Annotated in this window: 17 protein-coding genes and 1 pseudogene; 8 read left to right on the forward strand and 10 right to left on the reverse strand. The window is 57.4% G+C overall.

Annotation, left to right across the window (positions count from 1 at the left end; all coding sequences use genetic code 11):
- Window positions 1–11: 11 nt before the first annotated feature.
- Genes AB7M16_RS20895 through AB7M16_RS20905 form a run of 3 tightly spaced genes read left to right on the forward strand, consistent with a single transcriptional unit; the run spans window position 12 to window position 1,839 of the window.
- Window positions 12–692: a hypothetical protein gene (locus tag AB7M16_RS20895; RefSeq protein ID WP_453945082.1), complete on the forward strand. Its 681-nt coding sequence runs from the start codon at window positions 12–14 to the stop codon at window positions 690–692.
- Window positions 689–1,105: a phage holin family protein gene (locus AB7M16_RS20900; RefSeq protein WP_453945083.1), complete on the forward strand. Its 417-nt coding sequence runs from the start codon at window positions 689–691 to the stop codon at window positions 1,103–1,105. Before AB7M16_RS20895 ends, AB7M16_RS20900 begins: the two co-directional genes overlap by 4 nt.
- The gene (locus AB7M16_RS20905) at window positions 1,102–1,839 is read left to right on the forward strand and encodes a hypothetical protein (RefSeq protein ID WP_453945084.1); all 738 of its coding nucleotides are present in this window, start codon (window positions 1,102–1,104) and stop codon (window positions 1,837–1,839) included. Before AB7M16_RS20900 ends, AB7M16_RS20905 begins: the two co-directional genes overlap by 4 nt.
- 47 nt (window positions 1,840–1,886) lie before the next feature.
- Here the strand turns inward: AB7M16_RS20905 and AB7M16_RS20910 are convergent, their stop codons facing one another.
- The 4 genes from AB7M16_RS20910 to AB7M16_RS20925 form a co-directional block, all read right to left on the reverse strand.
- A complete protein-coding gene (locus tag AB7M16_RS20910) occupies window positions 1,887–2,192 on the reverse strand; it encodes a GlsB/YeaQ/YmgE family stress response membrane protein (RefSeq protein ID WP_453945085.1) in 306 nt (101 codons plus the stop codon).
- Window positions 2,193–2,525: 333 nt separating this feature from the next.
- Window positions 2,526–2,996 carry an ABC transporter substrate binding protein gene (locus tag AB7M16_RS20915; protein WP_453945086.1) on the reverse strand — a complete coding sequence of 157 codons (471 nt, stop codon included), beginning with the start codon at window positions 2,994–2,996 and terminating at the stop codon, window positions 2,526–2,528.
- Window positions 2,997–3,265: 269 nt separating this feature from the next.
- Entirely contained in the window at window positions 3,266–4,273 is a 1,008-nt protein-coding gene (locus tag AB7M16_RS20920; RefSeq protein WP_453945087.1) for a methyltransferase, read from the reverse strand.
- 304 nt (window positions 4,274–4,577) lie between these two features.
- Window positions 4,578–5,210: a hypothetical protein gene (locus AB7M16_RS20925; RefSeq protein WP_453945088.1), complete on the reverse strand. Its 633-nt coding sequence runs from the start codon at window positions 5,208–5,210 to the stop codon at window positions 4,578–4,580.
- A 332-nt stretch (window positions 5,211–5,542) separates the two neighbouring features.
- Between AB7M16_RS20925 and AB7M16_RS20930 the strand changes: the two genes are divergently transcribed.
- Window positions 5,543–6,190 (forward strand): hypothetical protein, encoded by a 648-nt coding sequence (locus AB7M16_RS20930; protein ID WP_453945089.1) that lies wholly within the window; start codon window positions 5,543–5,545, stop codon window positions 6,188–6,190.
- Window positions 6,191–6,398: 208 nt separating this feature from the next.
- Here the strand turns inward: AB7M16_RS20930 and AB7M16_RS20935 are convergent, their stop codons facing one another.
- From AB7M16_RS20935 to AB7M16_RS20950, 4 genes and pseudogenes are all read right to left on the reverse strand, one after another.
- Complete coding sequence (locus AB7M16_RS20935) at window positions 6,399–6,635, reverse strand: hypothetical protein (RefSeq protein WP_453945090.1); 237 nt, start codon at window positions 6,633–6,635, stop codon at window positions 6,399–6,401.
- A 718-nt stretch (window positions 6,636–7,353) separates the two neighbouring features.
- A complete protein-coding gene (locus tag AB7M16_RS20940; protein WP_453945091.1) occupies window positions 7,354–8,484 on the reverse strand; it encodes a glycosyltransferase family 9 protein in 1,131 nt (376 codons plus the stop codon).
- A 6-nt stretch (window positions 8,485–8,490) separates the two neighbouring features.
- Window positions 8,491–8,559 (reverse strand): annotated as a pseudogene (locus AB7M16_RS20945) (hypothetical protein); the annotation flags it as partial.
- The gene (locus tag AB7M16_RS20950; protein WP_453945092.1) at window positions 8,532–9,224 is read right to left on the reverse strand and encodes a tetratricopeptide repeat protein; all 693 of its coding nucleotides are present in this window, start codon (window positions 9,222–9,224) and stop codon (window positions 8,532–8,534) included. The gene AB7M16_RS20950 and the pseudogene AB7M16_RS20945, both read right to left, overlap by 28 nt.
- 358 nt (window positions 9,225–9,582) lie before the next feature.
- Here AB7M16_RS20950 and AB7M16_RS20955 point away from each other — a divergent pair, with 358 nt between their 5' ends.
- Window positions 9,583–10,194 carry a tyrosine-type recombinase/integrase gene (locus AB7M16_RS20955; protein WP_453947236.1) on the forward strand — a complete coding sequence of 204 codons (612 nt, stop codon included), beginning with the start codon at window positions 9,583–9,585 and terminating at the stop codon, window positions 10,192–10,194.
- 87 nt (window positions 10,195–10,281) lie between these two features.
- Here the strand turns inward: AB7M16_RS20955 and AB7M16_RS20960 are convergent, their stop codons facing one another.
- Window positions 10,282–11,256 carry an ABC transporter substrate-binding protein gene (locus AB7M16_RS20960; RefSeq protein WP_453945093.1) on the reverse strand — a complete coding sequence of 325 codons (975 nt, stop codon included), beginning with the start codon at window positions 11,254–11,256 and terminating at the stop codon, window positions 10,282–10,284.
- Window positions 11,257–11,815: 559 nt separating this feature from the next.
- Between AB7M16_RS20960 and AB7M16_RS20965 the strand changes: the two genes are divergently transcribed.
- On the forward strand, window positions 11,816–12,340 hold the full coding sequence (locus tag AB7M16_RS20965; protein ID WP_453945094.1) for a hypothetical protein: 525 nt from the start codon (window positions 11,816–11,818) through the stop codon (window positions 12,338–12,340).
- 1,038 nt (window positions 12,341–13,378) lie between these two features.
- Window positions 13,379–14,692 (forward strand): adenylate/guanylate cyclase domain-containing protein, encoded by a 1,314-nt coding sequence (locus AB7M16_RS20970; protein WP_439401998.1) that lies wholly within the window; start codon window positions 13,379–13,381, stop codon window positions 14,690–14,692.
- 978 nt (window positions 14,693–15,670) lie between these two features.
- Here AB7M16_RS20970 and AB7M16_RS20975 read toward each other — a convergent pair.
- A complete protein-coding gene (locus AB7M16_RS20975) occupies window positions 15,671–16,456 on the reverse strand; it encodes a hypothetical protein (protein WP_453945095.1) in 786 nt (261 codons plus the stop codon).
- Window positions 16,457–16,769: 313 nt separating this feature from the next.
- On the opposite strand from AB7M16_RS20975, the gene AB7M16_RS20980 reads away from it, so the two are divergent.
- Window positions 16,770–18,206, forward strand: a complete 1,437-nt coding sequence (locus AB7M16_RS20980) for an IS1182 family transposase (protein WP_453945096.1) — start codon at window positions 16,770–16,772, stop codon at window positions 18,204–18,206.
- The last annotated feature ends 189 nt before the right edge of the window (window positions 18,207–18,395 follow it).

Below are 18,395 nucleotides of genomic sequence, written 5' to 3' on the forward strand. Positions count from 1 at the left end.
AGGAAACTATCATGAGCGATTTGGACCCGCACAATGTGACGCAGTTCGCAAAGAACCAGGACAAGGGCACCGCAAAAGAAATCAAGGAGCAGATGAGTGATGCCGGAGCAGAGGTGAAACAGCGTGCTGGCGACGCTTTCAGGGCTTCGGCCGACGTCGCGCGCGACAAGTTCGGTGAGGCGGCGGATGCAGCAAAGGGGGTCGCGGAAGGAACCATGGACCAGATCCAGAGCCAGGCGCGCGAGCAGCAACGTTCGGGCGCAGATTTCGTCGAGCGCCTCGCAGGCAACATCCGCGAAGCCGGCCGGGCTTTCGAGAGCGACGTCCCGTTCGCCGCACGCGGCATCGGCGCCGCCGCCGATTATGTCGAGGACGCTGCGCAGAAGATCCGGGATGGAAGCTTCCGAGATCTCGTCGAAGGCGCAACCGATTTCGCCAGACGTCAACCTGCGGCCTTTCTCGGAATATCGGTGCTGGCAGGCTTCGCGGCCGTGCGCTTCCTGAAGGCGTCAGGCGGACAGTCGTCATCCCCTGGGCAGCGCGACACGAAGGAGAGATCGTCGTCGGAAGGCAGTCAGAGCCCGACCGGGACGTCGTATTCCGCGGGGCAACAAACCTGGGCTCGGGAATCCATGCAGACTGGCTCTAATCGGCAACAAACCTCTCCCACACAGGGCAGCACAGTACCATGAGCATCGAGCGCGATATCAAAACCAGCCAAAGGGAGTTGAGGGCGATCTCGACGCTACTCGGCGATGCCATGTCGCAGTTCGCCAAGCTCTTCCAGAACGAGATCGACCTGGCGAAAGCGGAGGTTGGCGAGAAGCTTCAGAAGATTGGCGGCGCGCTGGGCTTGATTGTGGGCGGCGCCGTTCTGGTGATCCCGGCGATCGTGATGGCGCTTTTTGCTCTGTCCGCCGCATTGATCTCGGCGGGGTGGTCGCAGCCCGTCTCTTATCTGACCTCGGCAATCATCGCGGCGGCGATTGCCGCCGTGCTGGTCGCAATCGGCATCAACCGGCTTGATGCACGTCAGCTGGCCCCGCGAGAAACGATCGGCCAACTCGAAAAGGACAAGGACACCGTGAAGGGAATGGTGCGATGAGTAGCACAAAGATCGGCTTTATCGACAATCTGGTGGCGGCTGCCAAGGACAACCCGCTTGCCGCCGCGCTGATCGGAGGCGGAGCGCTCTGGCTGTTGGCCGGCGACCAAGGGCTGAAAACTGTTGCACGTTCCGCTGCCGAAGCCGTCGAACCCGTCACCGATATAGGGACCAGTGGTTTCAGGTCGGCAGCGTCAGCGATCAAGCAGACCGTGGCGCCGCCGACCGCCCCCGAAATGGACAACGAAGGCGCGCAGGGGGGCGCAGAGAGCCTGCGTGGCGCGACAGCCGCCGTTTCCGATACTGTCTCGCAGGCTGCGGGCAGCGTCCGGGATCGTTTCGATGAAGGCGTCGCCTTCGCGCAGGAGCAATTTAGCAAGCTCGGCAACCCGCTTCCGAACAAGGACACCCTAAACAGCGCCAAGTCGTCGCTTACAGACATGCTGGAGCGGCAACCCCTCGTCCTCGGGATCGTGGGCGTCGCGGTCGGCGCAGCGGTTGCAGGCGCGTTTCGCGCGTCCGACATGGAGAACAAGTATGTCGGTGAAGTCAGCGATGACCTGAAGGCCGACCTGAATCGACGCGCTGGCGCGGTCTCGCAGGCGCTGCGGGAAGCTTCAGATACCCTCGTCGCAGAAATCGGCGACACCGGGGCCGAAGTCGTGGACCGGGTTACACAGGCGGGTACGGATGCTGCGGCAGCTGCGTGCGCCGAGGTAAAGTTGCCTTCGTGAACGGAATAGGAGGAGCGCGCGGAGGATGGCGCGCTCCTTCAAACTGGTCAGGCAAGATGGTTACGCAGATCGCTCCGCGCGGCCTGACTTGATATGGCACGCCTTTGTCGTCCGGCGAAGAGACCATACACAAAGAGGACGATGATGGCGCCGACAACTGCTCCGACCAGCCCGGCACCCTCTCCAGGACGGTACCAGCCTAGAGCTTGGCCAAGGTAAGTGGCAACGAAGGCACCGACGATGCCCAAGATCGTCGTGAGGATGAACCCGGAGGGTTCATTGTCACCCGGCATGATGAATTTCGCGATGACGCCCGCGATAAAGCCGATGATGATCGTCCAAAGAATGCTCATTCCCTCCTCCTCTTGGATACCGGCGCTGTAGCAAGACGGCAAAGCCATCCGAGGATGCCGCGGAGCCAGAACAGACGGCGGTATTGGTGGCGCTCCAGCTCTGTTGCTTAAGCTGTGCGAATGCAGGAACTCGGCCGTTGGCCTGCTTCTTCCATAACTTTCAATACGCGAATCATCCCTACAGCTTGAAGTTTCAAACCGCGCCGCACGATCCTGATGGACAGACGACCACGAACTCACGCCTGCTTTGAGGCCGGAAAGTCGTCAGTGAGTCAAAAAAGACAATTGGCGGGCTCTCCGACAAATGTCCGCTACGGGCCCAGCAACGGATCTTTATTCGATAACCTCGTCGGCCCGAAGCAGTAGACTCGGCGGCACAGTCAGATTCAGCGCTCTTGCTGTCTTCAAATTCACAATGAACTCAAACCTCGAGGGACGCTCCACCGGGAGGTCAGCTGCTTTCTCGCCTCGCAATATTCGATCAGCCAGTTGAACCGCACGAGGAAAGCGGACAGCTTGCGCTCCGACGGCAATAAGAACGCCGACTCCTTTGCCGATCAAATCTCGGACCAACTCGGGAAGTCGTAGCAATTCGCCTTCGCCGGAACGGGTCAAAACAGTCTCCCCTTCAACGTACCCGAGGCGACGCCACTCCGCCTGAAGCACTGAGAAGGTAATGTGATTTCGATTTGTCGTAACGGGATGTAGATAACCTATCTTTCCCTTTATAGGCTGAGCCCGAAGCGACCGAGGAAGATTTGCTGCACCAAGAATGGCAATGACCAATAGTTCCCGTCGCCTCATACCTCGCCCCGAACTGCGTACTGGTTGAAACGTCACATTTGATCATGAACACCAACCCAAGACTATAGCGAGTCGTCGCAACGAAGTTTTGCTACGGGTCGTGAGCGTCGTTTGGAAGGTCGGCCGATTGCCTCCGGTCCACCCCGATAAGCCGACAACTGAGGACGCCGCCCGAACTTCGCATTCGAGCCATAACCAGACCTCAGGTTGTGAAAGCGCATCGGATGCAGACCCTGCGGCCGTGAAGATAGGACCCGCACTGGCTCAGTCTAAATTGGAACTGCCTCGATGACCTGGAAGTGCGAGCCTGCGCGAACTGTGCCGCGCATCTCAAATCCGGCCGTTCGACATAGCGCGGAATACTCGTCGTAGCTCCGTTCAAGCGCCCCGAGCATGACGAGCATATTGAGGTCACTGAATTTCGAGATCGGCCCCTCGTTCGGCGCGTCCACCACACGTTCAATGAGGAGTAATCTGGCATCAGCGGTCATAGCGCGGCGGCATATCTTCAGGATAGAAATCGCTTCCTTATCGTCCCAATCGTGGATAATCGCCCGCATCACATAGGCGTCAGCCCCTTCCGGGATGGATTCAAAAAAGCTGCCTCCGACGATTTCGCATCTGTCGGCGACACCATGTTGGTTCAGAACTTCGGCCGCCTTGCCAACCACGTGCGGCTGATCGAACAGCGTTCCGCGCAGGCCCTTGTTTGCTCCGAGAATTCCCGCCAGCAGTTGGCCTTCACCACCCCCGATATCCGCGACGTGACGAAAGCTGCTGAAATCGTAGGCGGCGATAATAGCGTCGATCGCGCCGCGTGAATTGGCCGTCATGGCTCGGTTGAAGATCGCGTTCTCATCCGGGCGGGTGCTGCGATACTCCCATACGCTCTGACCGTTGAGATGCCGAAAGGCACTCTCGCCGGTGCGGACGCTGTGTTCAAGATGGCCCCACGTCTGCCAAGCATAAGGTCGGCCAACATATGCGGCCCAGCCGTCGAGTGGAGTCGGCGAGTCGGAACGAAGACACTCGCTCATCGGGGTGAGCGAGAACGTTTTGTTCTCGGCCTCATGGAAAACACCGACTGAAGCCAGCGCCCGCAAGAGCCGATAAAGTGTCCTCGGATGCGATCCGCTGAGCTGAGCAAGTTCGTTGCTGCCTAGGGGCCCGCGACTAAGGTGGTCGGCTATGCCAAGCCGGGCCGCCACGTGAATAGCCTGCGAGATCTGATAACCGTTAATCAGCCGCGTAAGATCCGACAAAGCATTGGTGGCCATGGTCTCACCTCCTGCTGTTGCCCTGCACACAGTAAAGATGCATCGAGTACCAGACTTCCCGCCAAACGGATGATATCTCAGAAATTGCGATGCGCACCATCTAACACAACGAATCCTTTAGATTCGAGGACCGCGTAGGGTCAATCGCGTCGGTTTGGTTCGATTCAAGTTACGTCCGGTCTACCTCTGACAGCCGACATATTCTCGGCCGTGGGATATGGCAGGGATGGGCCAATAGGCGACATCTCTAACGGCTACTCTGTAGCAGCAGCAAGCATACGTCGATCTGAGAGTTCAGGCTCCGTCAAACTCGAAGATACAAGCCCGGCAGCGCTGAAGGCACTTCGTCAGCTGTTTCGTCAAGTTTCATCCGGCGGCCTTGCTCGTCTCGGAGCGGTTGTACCTCGATCTCATCGAACGAGAAGCGCCTGATCAACTTCAATGGGCCGACGACCGATTTACGCATCTCCCATGGGCTTGAACTGCCGCGAGGCATCGGAAAGGCGAAAGGGTCCGACGGGATGCGAAACAGAATGCGACCATCCCAGACGTCCTCATCGCTCCGCACAGGCACCCGCCTTTCACCGATATAGTTGAGATAAGCTTGGAAAAGGTGCTCTTGCAAAGAGACGATCACCGTGAAGCCGGTGAAGTCGATCTGCCCGCGCATGCGATTGTCGTAGACTAAGGTCTCCGTGACTTCCACGGACCCCGTTGAACTGACGAACTTGTCAGGTTTGACGCAGAATGACCTATCGAGACACCAGCTGTCATATGGAAGGCTCTCCGGCCGAGGCGGGCGGTGCGACAGGTCGTGGTCTGTATCGCCGCTAAAGCCGAGATCATCGATGCCACCAAGAGCGGGGTTGAAGAAGAGCCCCTCTTCGCCGGAACGGATCGTTGTATCGAGACGACCAATGAAGATCAGGAAGGACATACGAGCATCTCGCTTGATCGGTGCCGATAGACGCCAATCCCCGGCCTTTGTCGGGCAATAGAGTTTACAAACCAGCAGTGATTTACGTCAGAATATCAGCAGACTTTCTGTCATCATAAAACATCGCTGACGGCCCGGGCGTCCGCTACGGGTCAATTGCGACGGTTTGGCTCAGTTTAAGTTAGGGCCGGTTTACCCCTGACAGCCGACGTTTCCTCGGTCTTGGGGATGGGGCAGCGATGGGCCAGCAGCGGAACTGCGACTTGAGTTTACCGAAGGTTAGCATGCGTTAAGGCACAACCACTGGATGTCGTTTCTTCTGGAGACTCGTTGTGCCTAGCTTGGCATCCCAGCGATTTCTGATTTCGCTTTCTTTAGCCATCCACTGGGGGGTAACGTCGAGCGCCGCACTATTAGCAGCACCGATTGATCCGTCTTCACCGCAAGAGCCGCAATCGAGCTTGTTAGAGCTCCGGTTTGGAGCAACTACGATTGTCGTTGAAAAGAAGACCATCAATTGGATCAGCGGCTATCAAAAGAAGCCGGATCAATTAACAGAATCAACGATAACCGTTCCCAACAATGGGTCCGTTTTCTTCACGCCCCCGTTTGAGGTCCCGAGGTGCTTGGAAATCGGACAGGTGCTTTTAACCCATCAGACCATCGAGCCGACCGTGCGCCAGCCGCTCTTTGTCGACTATACGCCGATGGCCTCCGAGTTTCGCGGCATTTCCCAACTCAGGCCACCATCCGGACGACCTATATTGGATCTGTATCAATTTGAAGCCAGCGACCTCAAAGATTTCTGGGGCGAACAGATAACCTTCTACCGCGAGCCTCCAACGATAAACGTCAGAATACAATTGACGCGCGACACTCATCTGCGCGTCCCAGCCACGGCTGAGCGCTGCTTCTTTGAGCAGGGTGAGGCGACGATCTGGCAATTGATTTCATTCGTAACCGGCAAGATTAAAAAATGAGATTTGAGGGTACGCAAATCCATTTGTGATCGCCGCCTGACAGCTCGCTCAAGCAATGTCACTTTGTGCGAAGGGCAGGTCTGGTTTGGGTCAACAGCGCCTGTTTCGGGCGTGAGCGGTCAGGTCCGGTCTACCCTCAACTTCGAACATGGTCAGGCACCGCGTCAACGGACGCGATGGGCCAAAGCGGACTTAGAGCTGAGAGATATCAGATAAAGCCTTCGATGTATTCTCGCACCGCGCTTGTGTCGCCAGCGGCGGCAGCACAGATGCCGAACGCATGGACTTCATGAGGCAATGCGCTGCTTGGGCCATCAAGGATATCCGTCATTATCGACGAAACCGCTTCACGCATACGACCGGCGCTCAGAAGCGCGAGCGCGGCTTCCTTGCTCCGTTTAAGACGTTCTTCTCGCGTTAACATTGAAGGCAGGTGGCGGATCATGACGTAAAACAGCCTGTTCCTCACTGGGTTGGCAGTCAATCCGTTGTGAGTGCCAAAAAGTGACGGAGCCCAGCGCCCTACTGCTACAGCGCGGCGTCCGTTAAGGAAGGGAGAATGGACCTCCGGCACATGCGGCGCAACTTCGCAGATGGGCCACAAGGCACATTTGTGCGTAGTGCAACCGATGATATTCATCTTTGTTAAACTCGCCTGAGCGAAGGTCGGACTATGAAGTACGTCTTTATCTGCACCGGCATTGGCTTCATCTCGGGATGGCCGCTGACTTTATTGCTCGCTCGCAAAAGACCAAAATTGGCTTGGTGGTTCGCTATAGGCTCCAATATGCCGACATTAGTGATGCTCCTTTCTTTGTCGTCCGGCGATTTGTACGTGTTCCTTGCGCTCGGGCTACTGGTAGGGCTTGGTCTCGGCGGTTTCGGCTTAGGCGCACTTTGCGGAATAGTAAATGCGAGCCTCTTTGGTACTGAGCCTCCAAAGTGGGCGCATAAGCTAGCGCAAAAGATCGATGAGGCTCGGGGATAGTCTGCTTCGGGTCTTGGCCGTGTGAAAACGCCAAGGCGCTTGGCGGCGATAGAATAAGTCATTCGTTCAAGACCGTCTTAGCGGTCAACCTCGCGAGCGCATTCAACTTAGAGAACGAACTGAAGAATGTAATTCTAGCCGTGTTTCGATCGTTCGCGTTTTCACACAGCCAGGGTCAGAAGCGGGCGCTGCCTGTCTGTTGTGCCCGATCAAGTTCGTTGCCGATCAAGCTTTGCAAGTCTCGGCGCACGCGGTCGATGACGCTGCCGTACTCCCGACCCTCGTTTTGCCTGAAGAGGCGAACGGTCGGATACCAGGGGCTGTCTTCGCGGTCGAGAAGCCACCGGTAGTCCGGTATAAAAGGTAGCAGAATCCAGGTCAGTTTCCCAAGGGCGGCCGAAAGATGAGCAACGCTGGTATCAACAGTGATGACGAGATCGAGGCACGAAATCAGAGCTGCCGTCTCCGCAAAATCAGTAAGATGCTGTGCCGCATCGAAGATATCGATTCGAGCCAACAGTTCAGCTCGGTCGTTGGGCCTGACGTCTTTCTGAAGACTGACAAAGCTCACCTTTTCATCCAAAAGGCCCGTGAGCATACGAAATGGAATAGACCGATTGTGGTCATTCAAATGTTCAGGATTACCTGACCAGACAAGCCCTACTCGTGGTCGAGCCCGCGGACCAAGCCGGTTCTCCCAAGCTTGAACACGCTCCTGAGAGGGCAGCGGCAAATAGGAGACGGCCGCTGGAATGGTCTCCAGGAGGGTTCCAAAGATGAGCGGCAGGTTGCTAAGAGGGCAATGAAGATCGAAAGGAGGCAAGCGAGCTCCCGATGATCCTGGCAAGCATTCTGAGACGCCCTCCATTTCGGCGAATAGCGGCCGCAAAGCGTCCTGCACTATTAGAACGACGCGCGCACCTCGGCCAGCAAGCAGCGGAATGTAGCGCACGAGCTGAATTGCGTCCCCCAGCCCCTCGTCGGCGCAAACTAATATCGTTTTTCCGGCGATCTCCCCGTCACCAAGCCACTTAGGCCCGGGAAGCGGCGGATATCCGTTCGGCAAGCCCGGAACGTCCCAACGCGCCTGCATCCTCTTCAGGCCGCGTTTGAAATCGCCAGTGAGCATCTGAAGCAAAGCAAGATTCCAGACGGATCTCGAATGCTCTGAGATAATGGCTGCCGACCGCTTGTAAGCAGACATTGCTTCTTCGACCCGGCCCAGGTCGGCAAGTACGCTTGCCCGGCCGACAATGGCCTTTCCGGCATTAGGCTTGATCTTCAAGGACCGGTCGAAGAAGGACAAAGCCTCTTCCAAATGGCCCTGCGCTCGCAGCAGAGCACCAAGGTTGCCTAGTGTATCAGCGTTCTTGGGATCCAGTTGGACTGCGCGCCGGCAATCTGCCGTCGCTCAATCCTTCCCAGGCCGTTTAAAACGAGTGCACGCGTGTGCAGAGCCTGCGCGTTATCGGGCCGCAAATTGAGGCTGTGATCCAAATATGCGAGCGCCTCCGCAACTTGCCCGCCCCCATGCAGAAGGTGGCCTGCCTTATACGCAGCGTCAGCATGCGCCGGATCAAGTTCGAACGCGCGACGAAAGCAGAGCACAGCTTCGCTGTTTCTTCGAGCCTGGATCAGCGCGTCTCCCATCTGCCGCCAAAGTTCGGCATCGCTCGGCTTGAGCTGAATAGCCTTGTCAAAGACTCTCAAAGCCTCGTCAAGGCGGCCAGCACTCGCAAGCGCATGTCCCAGCGTGGCCAAGTAGGCAGGCTGGGGATCTTTCCGGATCGCGCGGGAAGCCCAATCTATCGCTCTGTCTGCGCGGCCAGCGGCAGCGTCTACAACGGCCATGAGGTGCAGGCTCTTAGCGCTATCCGCATCCAGCTTGAACGCTTCTTTGACGCGAGACTGCGCCTTTAGTAGTTGGCCACTGCGCAAATGTTCGATCGCCGCGGCATGAAGTTCTTCAAGGCGCATCGCTGCACGATGATCTTTATCGAGCGGCGCGGATTTCTGCTGGACGATTTGACGCTCAGAACGTGCCATTGCAACTCCACGAGTGGCTTGCACAATCTCTAGGTGATTCGCTGCTAACGAGTAATGGATCGATCGATCATCCTGACGTATGCATCCAACGAAAGGCAGCCCTAGCAAAGTTGCATGCCGGCGCGTTTGCCATCGATCTGTTGCGAGCGGACCTTGGTTTGAGAAGGTTGCTTGGCTAAGGGGCCTTGTTTGCAGGCTGCAATGCCCGCTTCGGAATAAGATCGGTCGCGCCATCGTTCGAATTGGACGTAAGTACGTCTTCAATCATCTAAAAGCGAACGCTGAATAGAAGAGCTCCCGGCGGAAAATGACCAGCCTCACTAGCTGAGGAGGTCAACATGGCCGGTACCCGAACACCATCCCCACCCTCTCGAAGAACGTGCCTTGGAATAAGGGGAAGATTGTCGGCGCAAAGCCGCCGCTCCGTCCAAAGCATGTCTGGTCAATCCGAACCAAGCTCCAGGTCGAAGGCCGAAGCCGTGACCTGGCAATGTTCAACGTCGCCATCGATAGCAAGCTGCGCGGCTGCGACGTCGTAGCCTTGAAAGTTGATGACCTTGCGCCGGGCGGATATTCGGCCGACCGCGCGACGGTCCGACAGAAGAAGACCGGCCGACCAGTCAGGTTTGAACTGACGGAATCGACCCGGCAGGCAATCGACGATTACCTGCGGCTTACGGGCAAGAAGTCAGGAGAATACCTGTTCACTGGCCGGCGGCCGGGTGGTCATATGACGACCCGCCAGTATGCCCGCCTCCTATCCCGCTGGCTCGCCGAGATCGGACTGGACCCGCACTTTTTCGGAACGCATTCCCTTCGCCGGACCAAAGCGACCTTGATCTATCGTCGGACCGGCAACCTGCGAGCCGTACAGCTCCTTCTGGGGCATACTAAGATCGAGAGTACCGTTCGATATCTCGGCATCGAGGTCGACGACGCGCTCGCGATAGCAGAACAAGTCGACGTCTGACTTCGGGGGCAGAGCAGACGCGCTCTGCGCTGCCCTCACCGACGGCTCCGGGCCACAAGCAGACTCATGCCGCAGCGAGCGGCATCTCTAGTCGATGACATCGTCGGCGCGAACGAGCAAGGAGGGAGGCACGGTGAGGCCGAGCGCCTTTGCAGTCTTCAAGTTGATCACCAGCGCGAATTTGGTCGGCTGTTCTACCGGCAGATCGGCGGGCTTGGTGCCTCTGAGTATCTCATCGACATAGCCGGTTGCACGGCGGTACAGGTCTGCAAAATCGGGGCCGTAGACGATCAATCCCCCGAGTTCGGCGCATCGTCGGAACAAGTAGCTTGTCGGCAGATGATACTTCGCAGCGAGCGCGACCACTCGGGGAGCTTCGAAAAACGTCAGACCATCACCCATATCCAGCACGGCATCGGCATGTTGGGCGGCGGCCGAGGCAAATCCAAGGTCAAGTTCGTCGGGCGTCGTCGCCTCAACTGTCAGCAAAGTCACACCGAGCCTCTCGGCGGTGCGAGCCAAGAATTCTCCGAAGTTAAGTCTGTGCATCGGATTGTTAGGGTTGATCAAGATCGCGATTTTCAGGGCACTGGGAACGAGCTCGCGGAGGATTTCGAGGCGTTTCGCGCCGAAGTCATCGGGAACCATGGTCGCAACACCCGTGATGTTGCCACCTGGCCGCGCAAGGCTTTGCACGAGGCCCAGTCCCAGGGGATCGGCGACAGCCACGAAAACAATCGGAATGGTGGAGGTTACTGATTTCAGGGCTTGGGCTGCCCGTGGTCCAGAGGCGACGAGCACATCGGGAGTTAAGCCGACCAGCTCGGCGGCTAAAGCAGGCAAACGATCCGGGGCGTAACGATACTCGACAAGCAGGTTCTTGCCCTCGATCCAACCCTTCGTGCGCAACCCGCTCAGCCATGCCGCGTGAATGGGGTCGCGAGTCGGATCATCCGCCCAGATGCCAAGGAAGCCCATCCGCCGAGGCTTCCCTTGCGCGTGCAAATGCCCCGGCTGAACGAGCAGCGCCGCAGTGCCCGCGAGGAACTCCCGCCGCTTCATTCGATCCTCATCGCAGATTGAGGACGACGGGAAGCAGAGTATCACGTTTCCACGGTTGTTGCACTTGCAGTTCGAATCGATAAGGCGGTCGCAGGACCGCTACGGGTCAAAATGCGAAGAACTCAGGTTGAGCAAATCTGGTCCGCTCTGGCTCAAAAGCTGCCGATTTGCCCAGCGGGCGGGCGCTTCCGGTTTACCCCCGTTTCCGGACAACACGTCGCTACGCCCAAACGGAAGCGATGGGCCACAAGCGGAAGTGAAACTCTGCCCAGCTTTGCGCCTTTATGGGCGGCGAGGACCAACATTTACTGAACCTTAGTCAGTTGCCCACACAACCAAAGCTTGTGGAAGCGCCAGCAAGCTCGACCAGATTTGGCGTGGTATTGGTACGGCGATGGCTCTACTTGCGAAACGGCTGGCTGCGCTCTGCGTTCTTGTGAGCGCACTAACTGGCTGTGGTCGCCTGAGCGAAACAATCAGATACCGACTAACGGTTAACGTAGAGGTTGATGGCAGGCTCGTCAGCGGTTCTCGCGTCATCCAAGTCAAGCAGTCTGATATGAGACCCATCTTTGGGTCTATGGGCGGCGCAGGAAATGATGTCAGCGGCGAAGCCGTCGTGGTCGATCTCGGTCCTCACGGCACGCTCTTCGCGCTTCTGCATGGACCGAAAGCTGGATTTGGAGATTTAGGCGATCCTGCGGGGATGCTGTTTCGTGCCTTTGACGATCTGACCAAAGGCGAGATCGATCCACTCCCAAAAGTAAGGCTGTTGAGAGAGCTGCGCCCGCGTCGCGTGTTGCATCTCGATTACATTCCGATGTTGGTCCGCTTTCGCGATCTTGATGACCCGAAGTCGGTTGAACAGATCGATCCCGGAAATCTAGCAGCAACATTCGGCTCTGGAGTTTCACTCCGCGACGTTGTCATTGAGGTAACGCAAGACCCGTTGACTGCTGGCATTGAAGCAAAGCTGCCGTGGCTTAAGACCATGAAAACTCATCTGGACGGAAATCAATATCACTCTCGAAACACGCTTGCTAACGAGCTGACCGCACGCGATTTTTATCGAAGAGATGAATGAGGTGCTGGGCAGCCGCAATTGGCTCCGCCATGTCGGCTCCGGGTCAATCGCGGCGATCTGGCCCGGCTAAAGCTAGACCCCGGTCTACCCCTGACAGCCGAGATATTTTCGGTCGTGGATGCGGCAGTGATGGGCCAACGGCCGACCTAGGTCACTTGCCTCTTTTCACAACGGAGCACCGAAGCCTATCTTGCGGCAAGCCATCCACAAGCGGTGCAAATCGTCGTCCGATGGAGCATCGGAATACTCCATGCCAGTTTCAATACACTCTTTCTTTAGTGCTCTATAAGGCGGCGATCCGTAGAAATAGAGACCCACAAGAATGGCAAGGGCCAAACCTACACCCAGCTTAGGTCCATAAGCGGACCACAGCGGGCGTGTTTCTTCACGTCGCTGGTTGGCCATTTGCCGTTCGGACCGACTGCGAGGGCTTCGATGCTAGGCTGTGGGATGTAATTAACCAAGCGCCAGACCAAGCGAGTCCCGACAGAACAGCTGCCATCATAAACGTCGGATCGCCTCGACCAATGTAGAGGACGAGCAAGAGAGGGCAAAGCCCGATTGCTGCTATTGGATAGCGAGCGCGGGGTCCAAAGCGCTTGTCGAGAAAGTGGAACAACGAAATGAGAGCGAGAAGTGGCAGTCCCCAAAACATGCTGAATAGGACGAAGAGTCCCGCGAAATTGCGCGCGTATCCGCCCGCGCCGGTCGTGAGCACTACGAGCGAAACAACGACCATCACTACAATTCGCGAAAATGATCTCAAGGCAACTCTCCAGACACGCGATCATCGTCACCGCCAACGTGCGCGGCAGGTGTTAATACTCCCTAAAATTGCATGTCCGCTTAGGGTCAATCGCTACGGTTTGGTCCGGTTTAAGTTAGGCCCGGTCTACCTCTGACGGCCGACATATTCTCGGCTGAGAAAGGCGGCGGCGATGGGCCAGAAGTCGACATTGTGGGCTTGCCGTTTTTCCATCGTCAGGTCAGGTTTCAAAATTCGGCCGGGTAAAGCCCGGTGAACCTGTAGGGACGCCCATGCAGCCGGTCACGCAATACGCCAAGAGCGGCGATATTCACATCGCCTACCAGTCGTTCGGTGCTGGTCCGATCAACCTGGTTATGGTTCCGGGGTTTGTATCTAACGTAGAGAACTATTGGGAACAGCCCGACCTCGCTCGCTTTCTGAATCGTTTGGGCACCTACGCCCGAGTGGTCACTTTCGACAAGCGCGGCACCGGAATGTCAGACCGAGGCGTCGAGCTTCCCGGCCTCGACCAACGTATGGACGACCTTCGAGCGGTCATGGACGCCGCCGGCATGGAGCAGTCGGCACTCCTCGGGATTTCCGAAGGCGCCCCACTGTCGGTCCTGTTCGCGGCAACCTACCCCGACCGTTGCGGTGCGCTGGTGCTCTATGGCAGCTTTTCACGGTTTTCCTACTGGTTTCCGACAGACGAAGCACTCGAGGCGTTTTTCGGTTACGTCGAGCAGGCATGGGGCACAGGCGGCAGCGTCCAGAAATTCGCGCCTTCTCGCGCCAATGATGCGGCTTTCCAACACTGGTGGGGTCGCAACGAGCGGCTCGGCGCCAGCCCAGCCGCTGTGAAAGCTCTCATGAAGATGAACAGCCAGATCGAAATCAGCGGTATTCTACCGGCGGTTCGGGTACCAACACTCGTGGTCCACCGGACTGGGGATAAAACTGTCAGTGTAGAGGGTGGGCGCGACGTGGCGGCGCACATTCCCGGCGCCCGGCTCTTTGAGCTGCCGGGAAGCGACCACATTTTCTACGTCGGAGAAAACGCGGGCGAAATTTCCGATGCCATCGAGGAATTTTTGACTGGTTCAAGGACGTCGGTCCCGGTCGACCGGGTCCTCGCAACGGTTCTCTTCACCGACATCGTGGGTTCAACGGAGAAGGCCGCTGAACTTGGCGATCAACGTTGGCGTGATCTTCTCGACCATCATCACGCAACGATCCGGCGCAATCTCCAACGATTTCGAGGCCAGGAAGTGAAAACAACTGGAGACGGCTTTTTCGCGACCTTTGACGGTCCAGCTCGTGGCGTTCGCTGCGCCTCGGCCATTGCCGAGGAAATCAGGCCGCTCGGCATTGAGGTTCGTGCTGGGCTTCACACAGGCGAGTGCGAAATGATTGGTGATGATGTCGGCGGGATCGCTGTCCACATAGGAGCGCGGGTTGCGGCCCTTGCCGGTGCAAGCGAGGTCTTGGTATCGAGCACGGTCAAGGATCTGGTGGCCGGTTCTGGGTTACGCTTCGAGGACCGCGGCACCCGGTCTCTCAAGGGTATTCCGGGGGAGTGGCGCATCTTCGCAGCCGCACGTTAAGAGGTGCCTCCGAGCAGTACTCCTTCTCCCCGCCTGATGGTCTGCAGTGGGTCAAAATGGGAAGAACTCAGGTTGAGCAAATCTGGTCCGCTCTGCCGCGATAAGCAGACCTCTGTGAGACGCAGCGCAACTTCGCAGATGGGCCAACAAGTGACATCGGAGTAAAGAGGCGATGGCGGCTTACTGCTTGCGTGAAGAACGACACCACAGATAAAGGAACGGCCCCAACACAAGACCGTCCAGTAGATAAGCCGAACCTTTAAAATAAACTCCAATGGGCACGCTAGCAGCTATAGCGGCCCATAGGATGGCTCGCTCCCACGTTGTCGTTAGAGGTGGTTGCCACCCGATGGGCGGTTGATCATGTGTCGGACTGATGGCGCCGCTCACGTCGGATCGTACCACCCCTTCGGGTGGAGGGTCAGGACGCACGCTTCTCGGTTCGCGAGACTCGGTCATGCAGTGCCATCTTAGTCGATTGGGCAAGCTGCCGATTTCAATTGTTTGTTAGCCGGCCCACCCATAGTCACGAGTGCGTTTCATTCCCCGCAATTTGTCAACCTGTCCCCGGATCGCAGTGGCGATTATACTCGCGCAAGGATATGTCGAGCGGCAGGCCTCTCCAGCGCAAGAAGCCAGCGTGAACAACTGCCCAGATAACGGCTGTGGAAATTCCCGAATAGAGAATATCGCCAGCTGATCTCCCCATCAAAAACGTGACCAGAACGACGCCAAGCATCGCTCCTGTGGCGACCATGAGAACGTACGGTAAGCGATCCATCGAGCGGCCTCATTTCGGCGGTTGCGCAACAAATATGTCACAACCTTGAACCAGGTGTCCATGCTCAAGCTAGCGCCGCTTGCCCCGTGATCGCTGTCAGCTTCGCGTCAGAAGCCGGCCCCAGCAAGAGTCCGAGCACGGTCAAGTCCAGCAAGGTGGTCCGACGAACCGAGTGTGCCGAAACGCTGGGCCAAGCACTAAGCATCTCCGATTGCATCTAGAACAAACTTTAGCGGATCGGGGGGAGGCATACGATTCGTCCCGAATGGCTCTCTGACCCAGCCCTTCTCTCCGTTGACCAATATCGGCGGAAATACGGGAACGTCGAAATACGCCACTTCCCAGAAGGAAACGAGTTGGCTGGCTTCTTTGGAAACTAACCTGAGCTCTAGAGTGCGGCCGGTGGTCCCACTGGCACTTCGGTGGTGGGAAGGAGCAGTCCCGTCGATCAGCAATCGCAGGTGTGGCTCCGATATCTGCGGCATAAGATACCGTCCAAGTTTCTTGACAGAAACACAGGGCGTTGTTTCCCGCGTCTCATTTTGTCGAGCATGGTCAAGCGGATGGTGCTGACTCTGAGGGCATACCTGCCCCTGGATCCGTTCAAAAGCGTACCAGTCGTCCGCAACCAAGCCGTAGGCTTTCTCAAAACGATCAAGTTGAACCAGCGCCTTTGCTATTGAACCACCGCTGTTTTGCCATGTGGTGAGGAATGTGTTCGGCTTGTTATCTTGAGTAATCTTCACACGGGGCCAAGACGCCACTTCGGCTCTTCTGGCAGCGGGAGCGACGAACCGAGAAGCCGCGAACGAATAAGCGTAAGTCGCACCGGGCAGAACAGCGATTCCGGCAAGGAAAATCGCGATAAGATAGTGACGACGGTTGAACTCTAGCCAAGAACCGTAGGCGCAACCAACGATTAGTGCATAAAGTGGAAGCTGTAGGAATAGAATCTCGATATAAATTTTGACTGTAGCGCTCACGTCAACCTCTCGAGCTTCAGCCAAAGCTCGGACTCGATCTGGGCAAGCCATAGCTTCAGAGACGCCGTGATAGAGATCTTTGATTAGAGCAACCGAAGGTTAAGGTTCGGTTTGCACGAGAAGGCTAGATGCTGGGGTCCGTTTTGGTCACGAGCGGCGGCCACCGCAATCATCTATAAGGTCCGGTCTTCCGCAACCAGCTGACATGGCGGGGGCTGCCGAGTTGTTCAGCTCAGGGCCCGGGCTGTGTGAAAACGCTCTGTTTAAAGTGATTCGCGCGATAGGATTCCCGGCGATTTCGCGGGGGCATCTGATGAAGCGCTTTGTCGAAGGGGTGGACCGCGGGCAGAGCACGCTGTTTCCGGCATCGCTCGATCACTATGTGGCCGAGGATAACCCTGTGCGAGCGGTCGACGTGTTCGTCGACAGTCTCGACCTCGACAAGCTCGGGTTCGTCGGTGTCCAGCCACTCGACACCGGCCGGCCCAGCTATCACCCCAGCACTATGCTCAAGCTCTACATCTACGGCTATCTCAATCGGATTCCGTCGAGCCGTCGCCTGGAGCGGGAATGCCAGCGCAATATCGAGATGCTCTGGTTGACCGGGCAGCTGGCGCCGGACTTCAAGACCATCGCGGACTTCCGCAAGGACAATGGCAAGGCCATTCGTGAGGTCTGTCGCGAGTTCGTCGCGTTGTGCCGCAAGCTTGAGCTGTTCGGTGCCGCGAGCGTCGCCATCGATGGATCAAAGTTCAAGGCTGTCAATGCACGGGACAAGAACTTCACCGAGGCCAAGATGAAGCGGCGTTTTGAGCGGATCGATGAGAGCATCGCCCGCTATCTCTCGCAGCTTGAAACCGCCGATCGGCATGGCGACGCGGTCCCGGAGGCGAAGGTTGAGCGGTTGAAGGGCAAGATCGAGAAGCTCAAGGAAGAGATCGTCCGACTCAACGCGATCAACGCGGAGATGATGACGAGCGAGGACAAGCAGATCTCACTGTCCGATCCTGACGCACGCTCGATGGTGACAAGTGGCAAGGACACCGGCATCGTTGGCTACAATGTTCAGATTGCCGTTGATACGCAGCATCATCTTATCGTGGCTCACGATGTGACCAACGTGGGCACCGATCGCCACCAACTCGGCAACATGGCCGGGCAGGCTCGTGCCGAGATGGTTGTCGAGACGCTCGAGGTCGTTGCGGATCGCGGCTACTACGACGGCGAAGAGCTCCGTGCCTGTGAAGAAACCGGTATCACGGTCACATTGCCGAAACCGCTGACCTCAGGTGCGAAAGCCGCAGGTCGTTTTGGCAAGCAGGACTTCGTCTATGTTGCGGCCGAGGACATCCATCGCTGCCCCGCCGGCGAACGGCTGACCTACCGCTTCACCGGCCAAGAGGATGGTAAGATGCTGCGCCGTTACTGGACGGCGGCTTGCCAAAGCTGTGCGCTCAAAGCTCAGTGCACCACTGGCCCCGAGCGGCGCATCGCGCGTTGGGAGCACGAGGCCGTGCTGGAGAAGGTTCAGCGGCGGCTCGACCAAGACCCCAACAAGATGACCTTACGCCGTCAAACGGCCGAGCATCCGTTCGGGACCATAAAGGCCTGGATGGGGGCGACGCATTTCCTGATGCAAAGACGACACAAGGTTGCGACCGAAATGGCGTTGAATGTGCTCGCCTACAATATGAAACGGGTCATGGCGATTCTGGGGTGCGCAACCCTGCTGAAGGCGATGCAGATGTAAGGTATATTGTACCGACGCCTCAGCCTTCAGAACCTTCTGGTTGCTCTTTGGCAGCCCAAATCGATGGCGGGCGTCCGCACTGCCAATTGTCAAAGAGTTCTCACACAGCCTCGGTCAAAATGCGAAGAACTTTAGGTTGAGCAAATCTGGTCCGCTCTGCCGCGACAGCGGACCTCCGTGAGACCCAGC

This window comes from Bradyrhizobium sp. USDA 372 (genome assembly GCF_053629095.1).

Bases quoted from the DNA above. Each gene is read 5' to 3' on its own strand.
- AB7M16_RS20895 (WP_453945082.1), top strand. From the start codon at position 12: ATGAGCGATTTGGACCCGCACAATGTGACGCAGTTCGCAAAGAACCAG.
- AB7M16_RS20900 (WP_453945083.1), top strand. From the start codon at position 689: ATGAGCATCGAGCGCGATATCAAAACCAGCCAAAGGGAGTTGAGGGCG.
- AB7M16_RS20905 (WP_453945084.1), top strand. From the start codon at position 1,102: ATGAGTAGCACAAAGATCGGCTTTATCGACAATCTGGTGGCGGCTGCC.
- AB7M16_RS20910 (WP_453945085.1), bottom strand. From the start codon at position 2,192: ATGAGCATTCTTTGGACGATCATCATCGGCTTTATCGCGGGCGTCATC.
- AB7M16_RS20915 (WP_453945086.1), bottom strand. From the start codon at position 2,996: ATGAGGCGACGGGAACTATTGGTCATTGCCATTCTTGGTGCAGCAAAT.
- AB7M16_RS20920 (WP_453945087.1), bottom strand. From the start codon at position 4,273: ATGGCCACCAATGCTTTGTCGGATCTTACGCGGCTGATTAACGGTTAT.
- AB7M16_RS20925 (WP_453945088.1), bottom strand. From the start codon at position 5,210: ATGTCCTTCCTGATCTTCATTGGTCGTCTCGATACAACGATCCGTTCC.
- AB7M16_RS20935 (WP_453945090.1), bottom strand. From the start codon at position 6,635: ATGATCCGCCACCTGCCTTCAATGTTAACGCGAGAAGAACGTCTTAAA.
- AB7M16_RS20950 (WP_453945092.1), bottom strand. From the start codon at position 9,224: ATGGCACGTTCTGAGCGTCAAATCGTCCAGCAGAAATCCGCGCCGCTC.
- AB7M16_RS20960 (WP_453945093.1), bottom strand. From the start codon at position 11,256: ATGAAGCGGCGGGAGTTCCTCGCGGGCACTGCGGCGCTGCTCGTTCAG.
- AB7M16_RS20965 (WP_453945094.1), top strand. From the start codon at position 11,816: ATGAGACCCATCTTTGGGTCTATGGGCGGCGCAGGAAATGATGTCAGC.
- AB7M16_RS20970 (WP_439401998.1), top strand. From the start codon at position 13,379: ATGCAGCCGGTCACGCAATACGCCAAGAGCGGCGATATTCACATCGCC.
- AB7M16_RS20980 (WP_453945096.1), top strand. From the start codon at position 16,770: ATGAAGCGCTTTGTCGAAGGGGTGGACCGCGGGCAGAGCACGCTGTTT.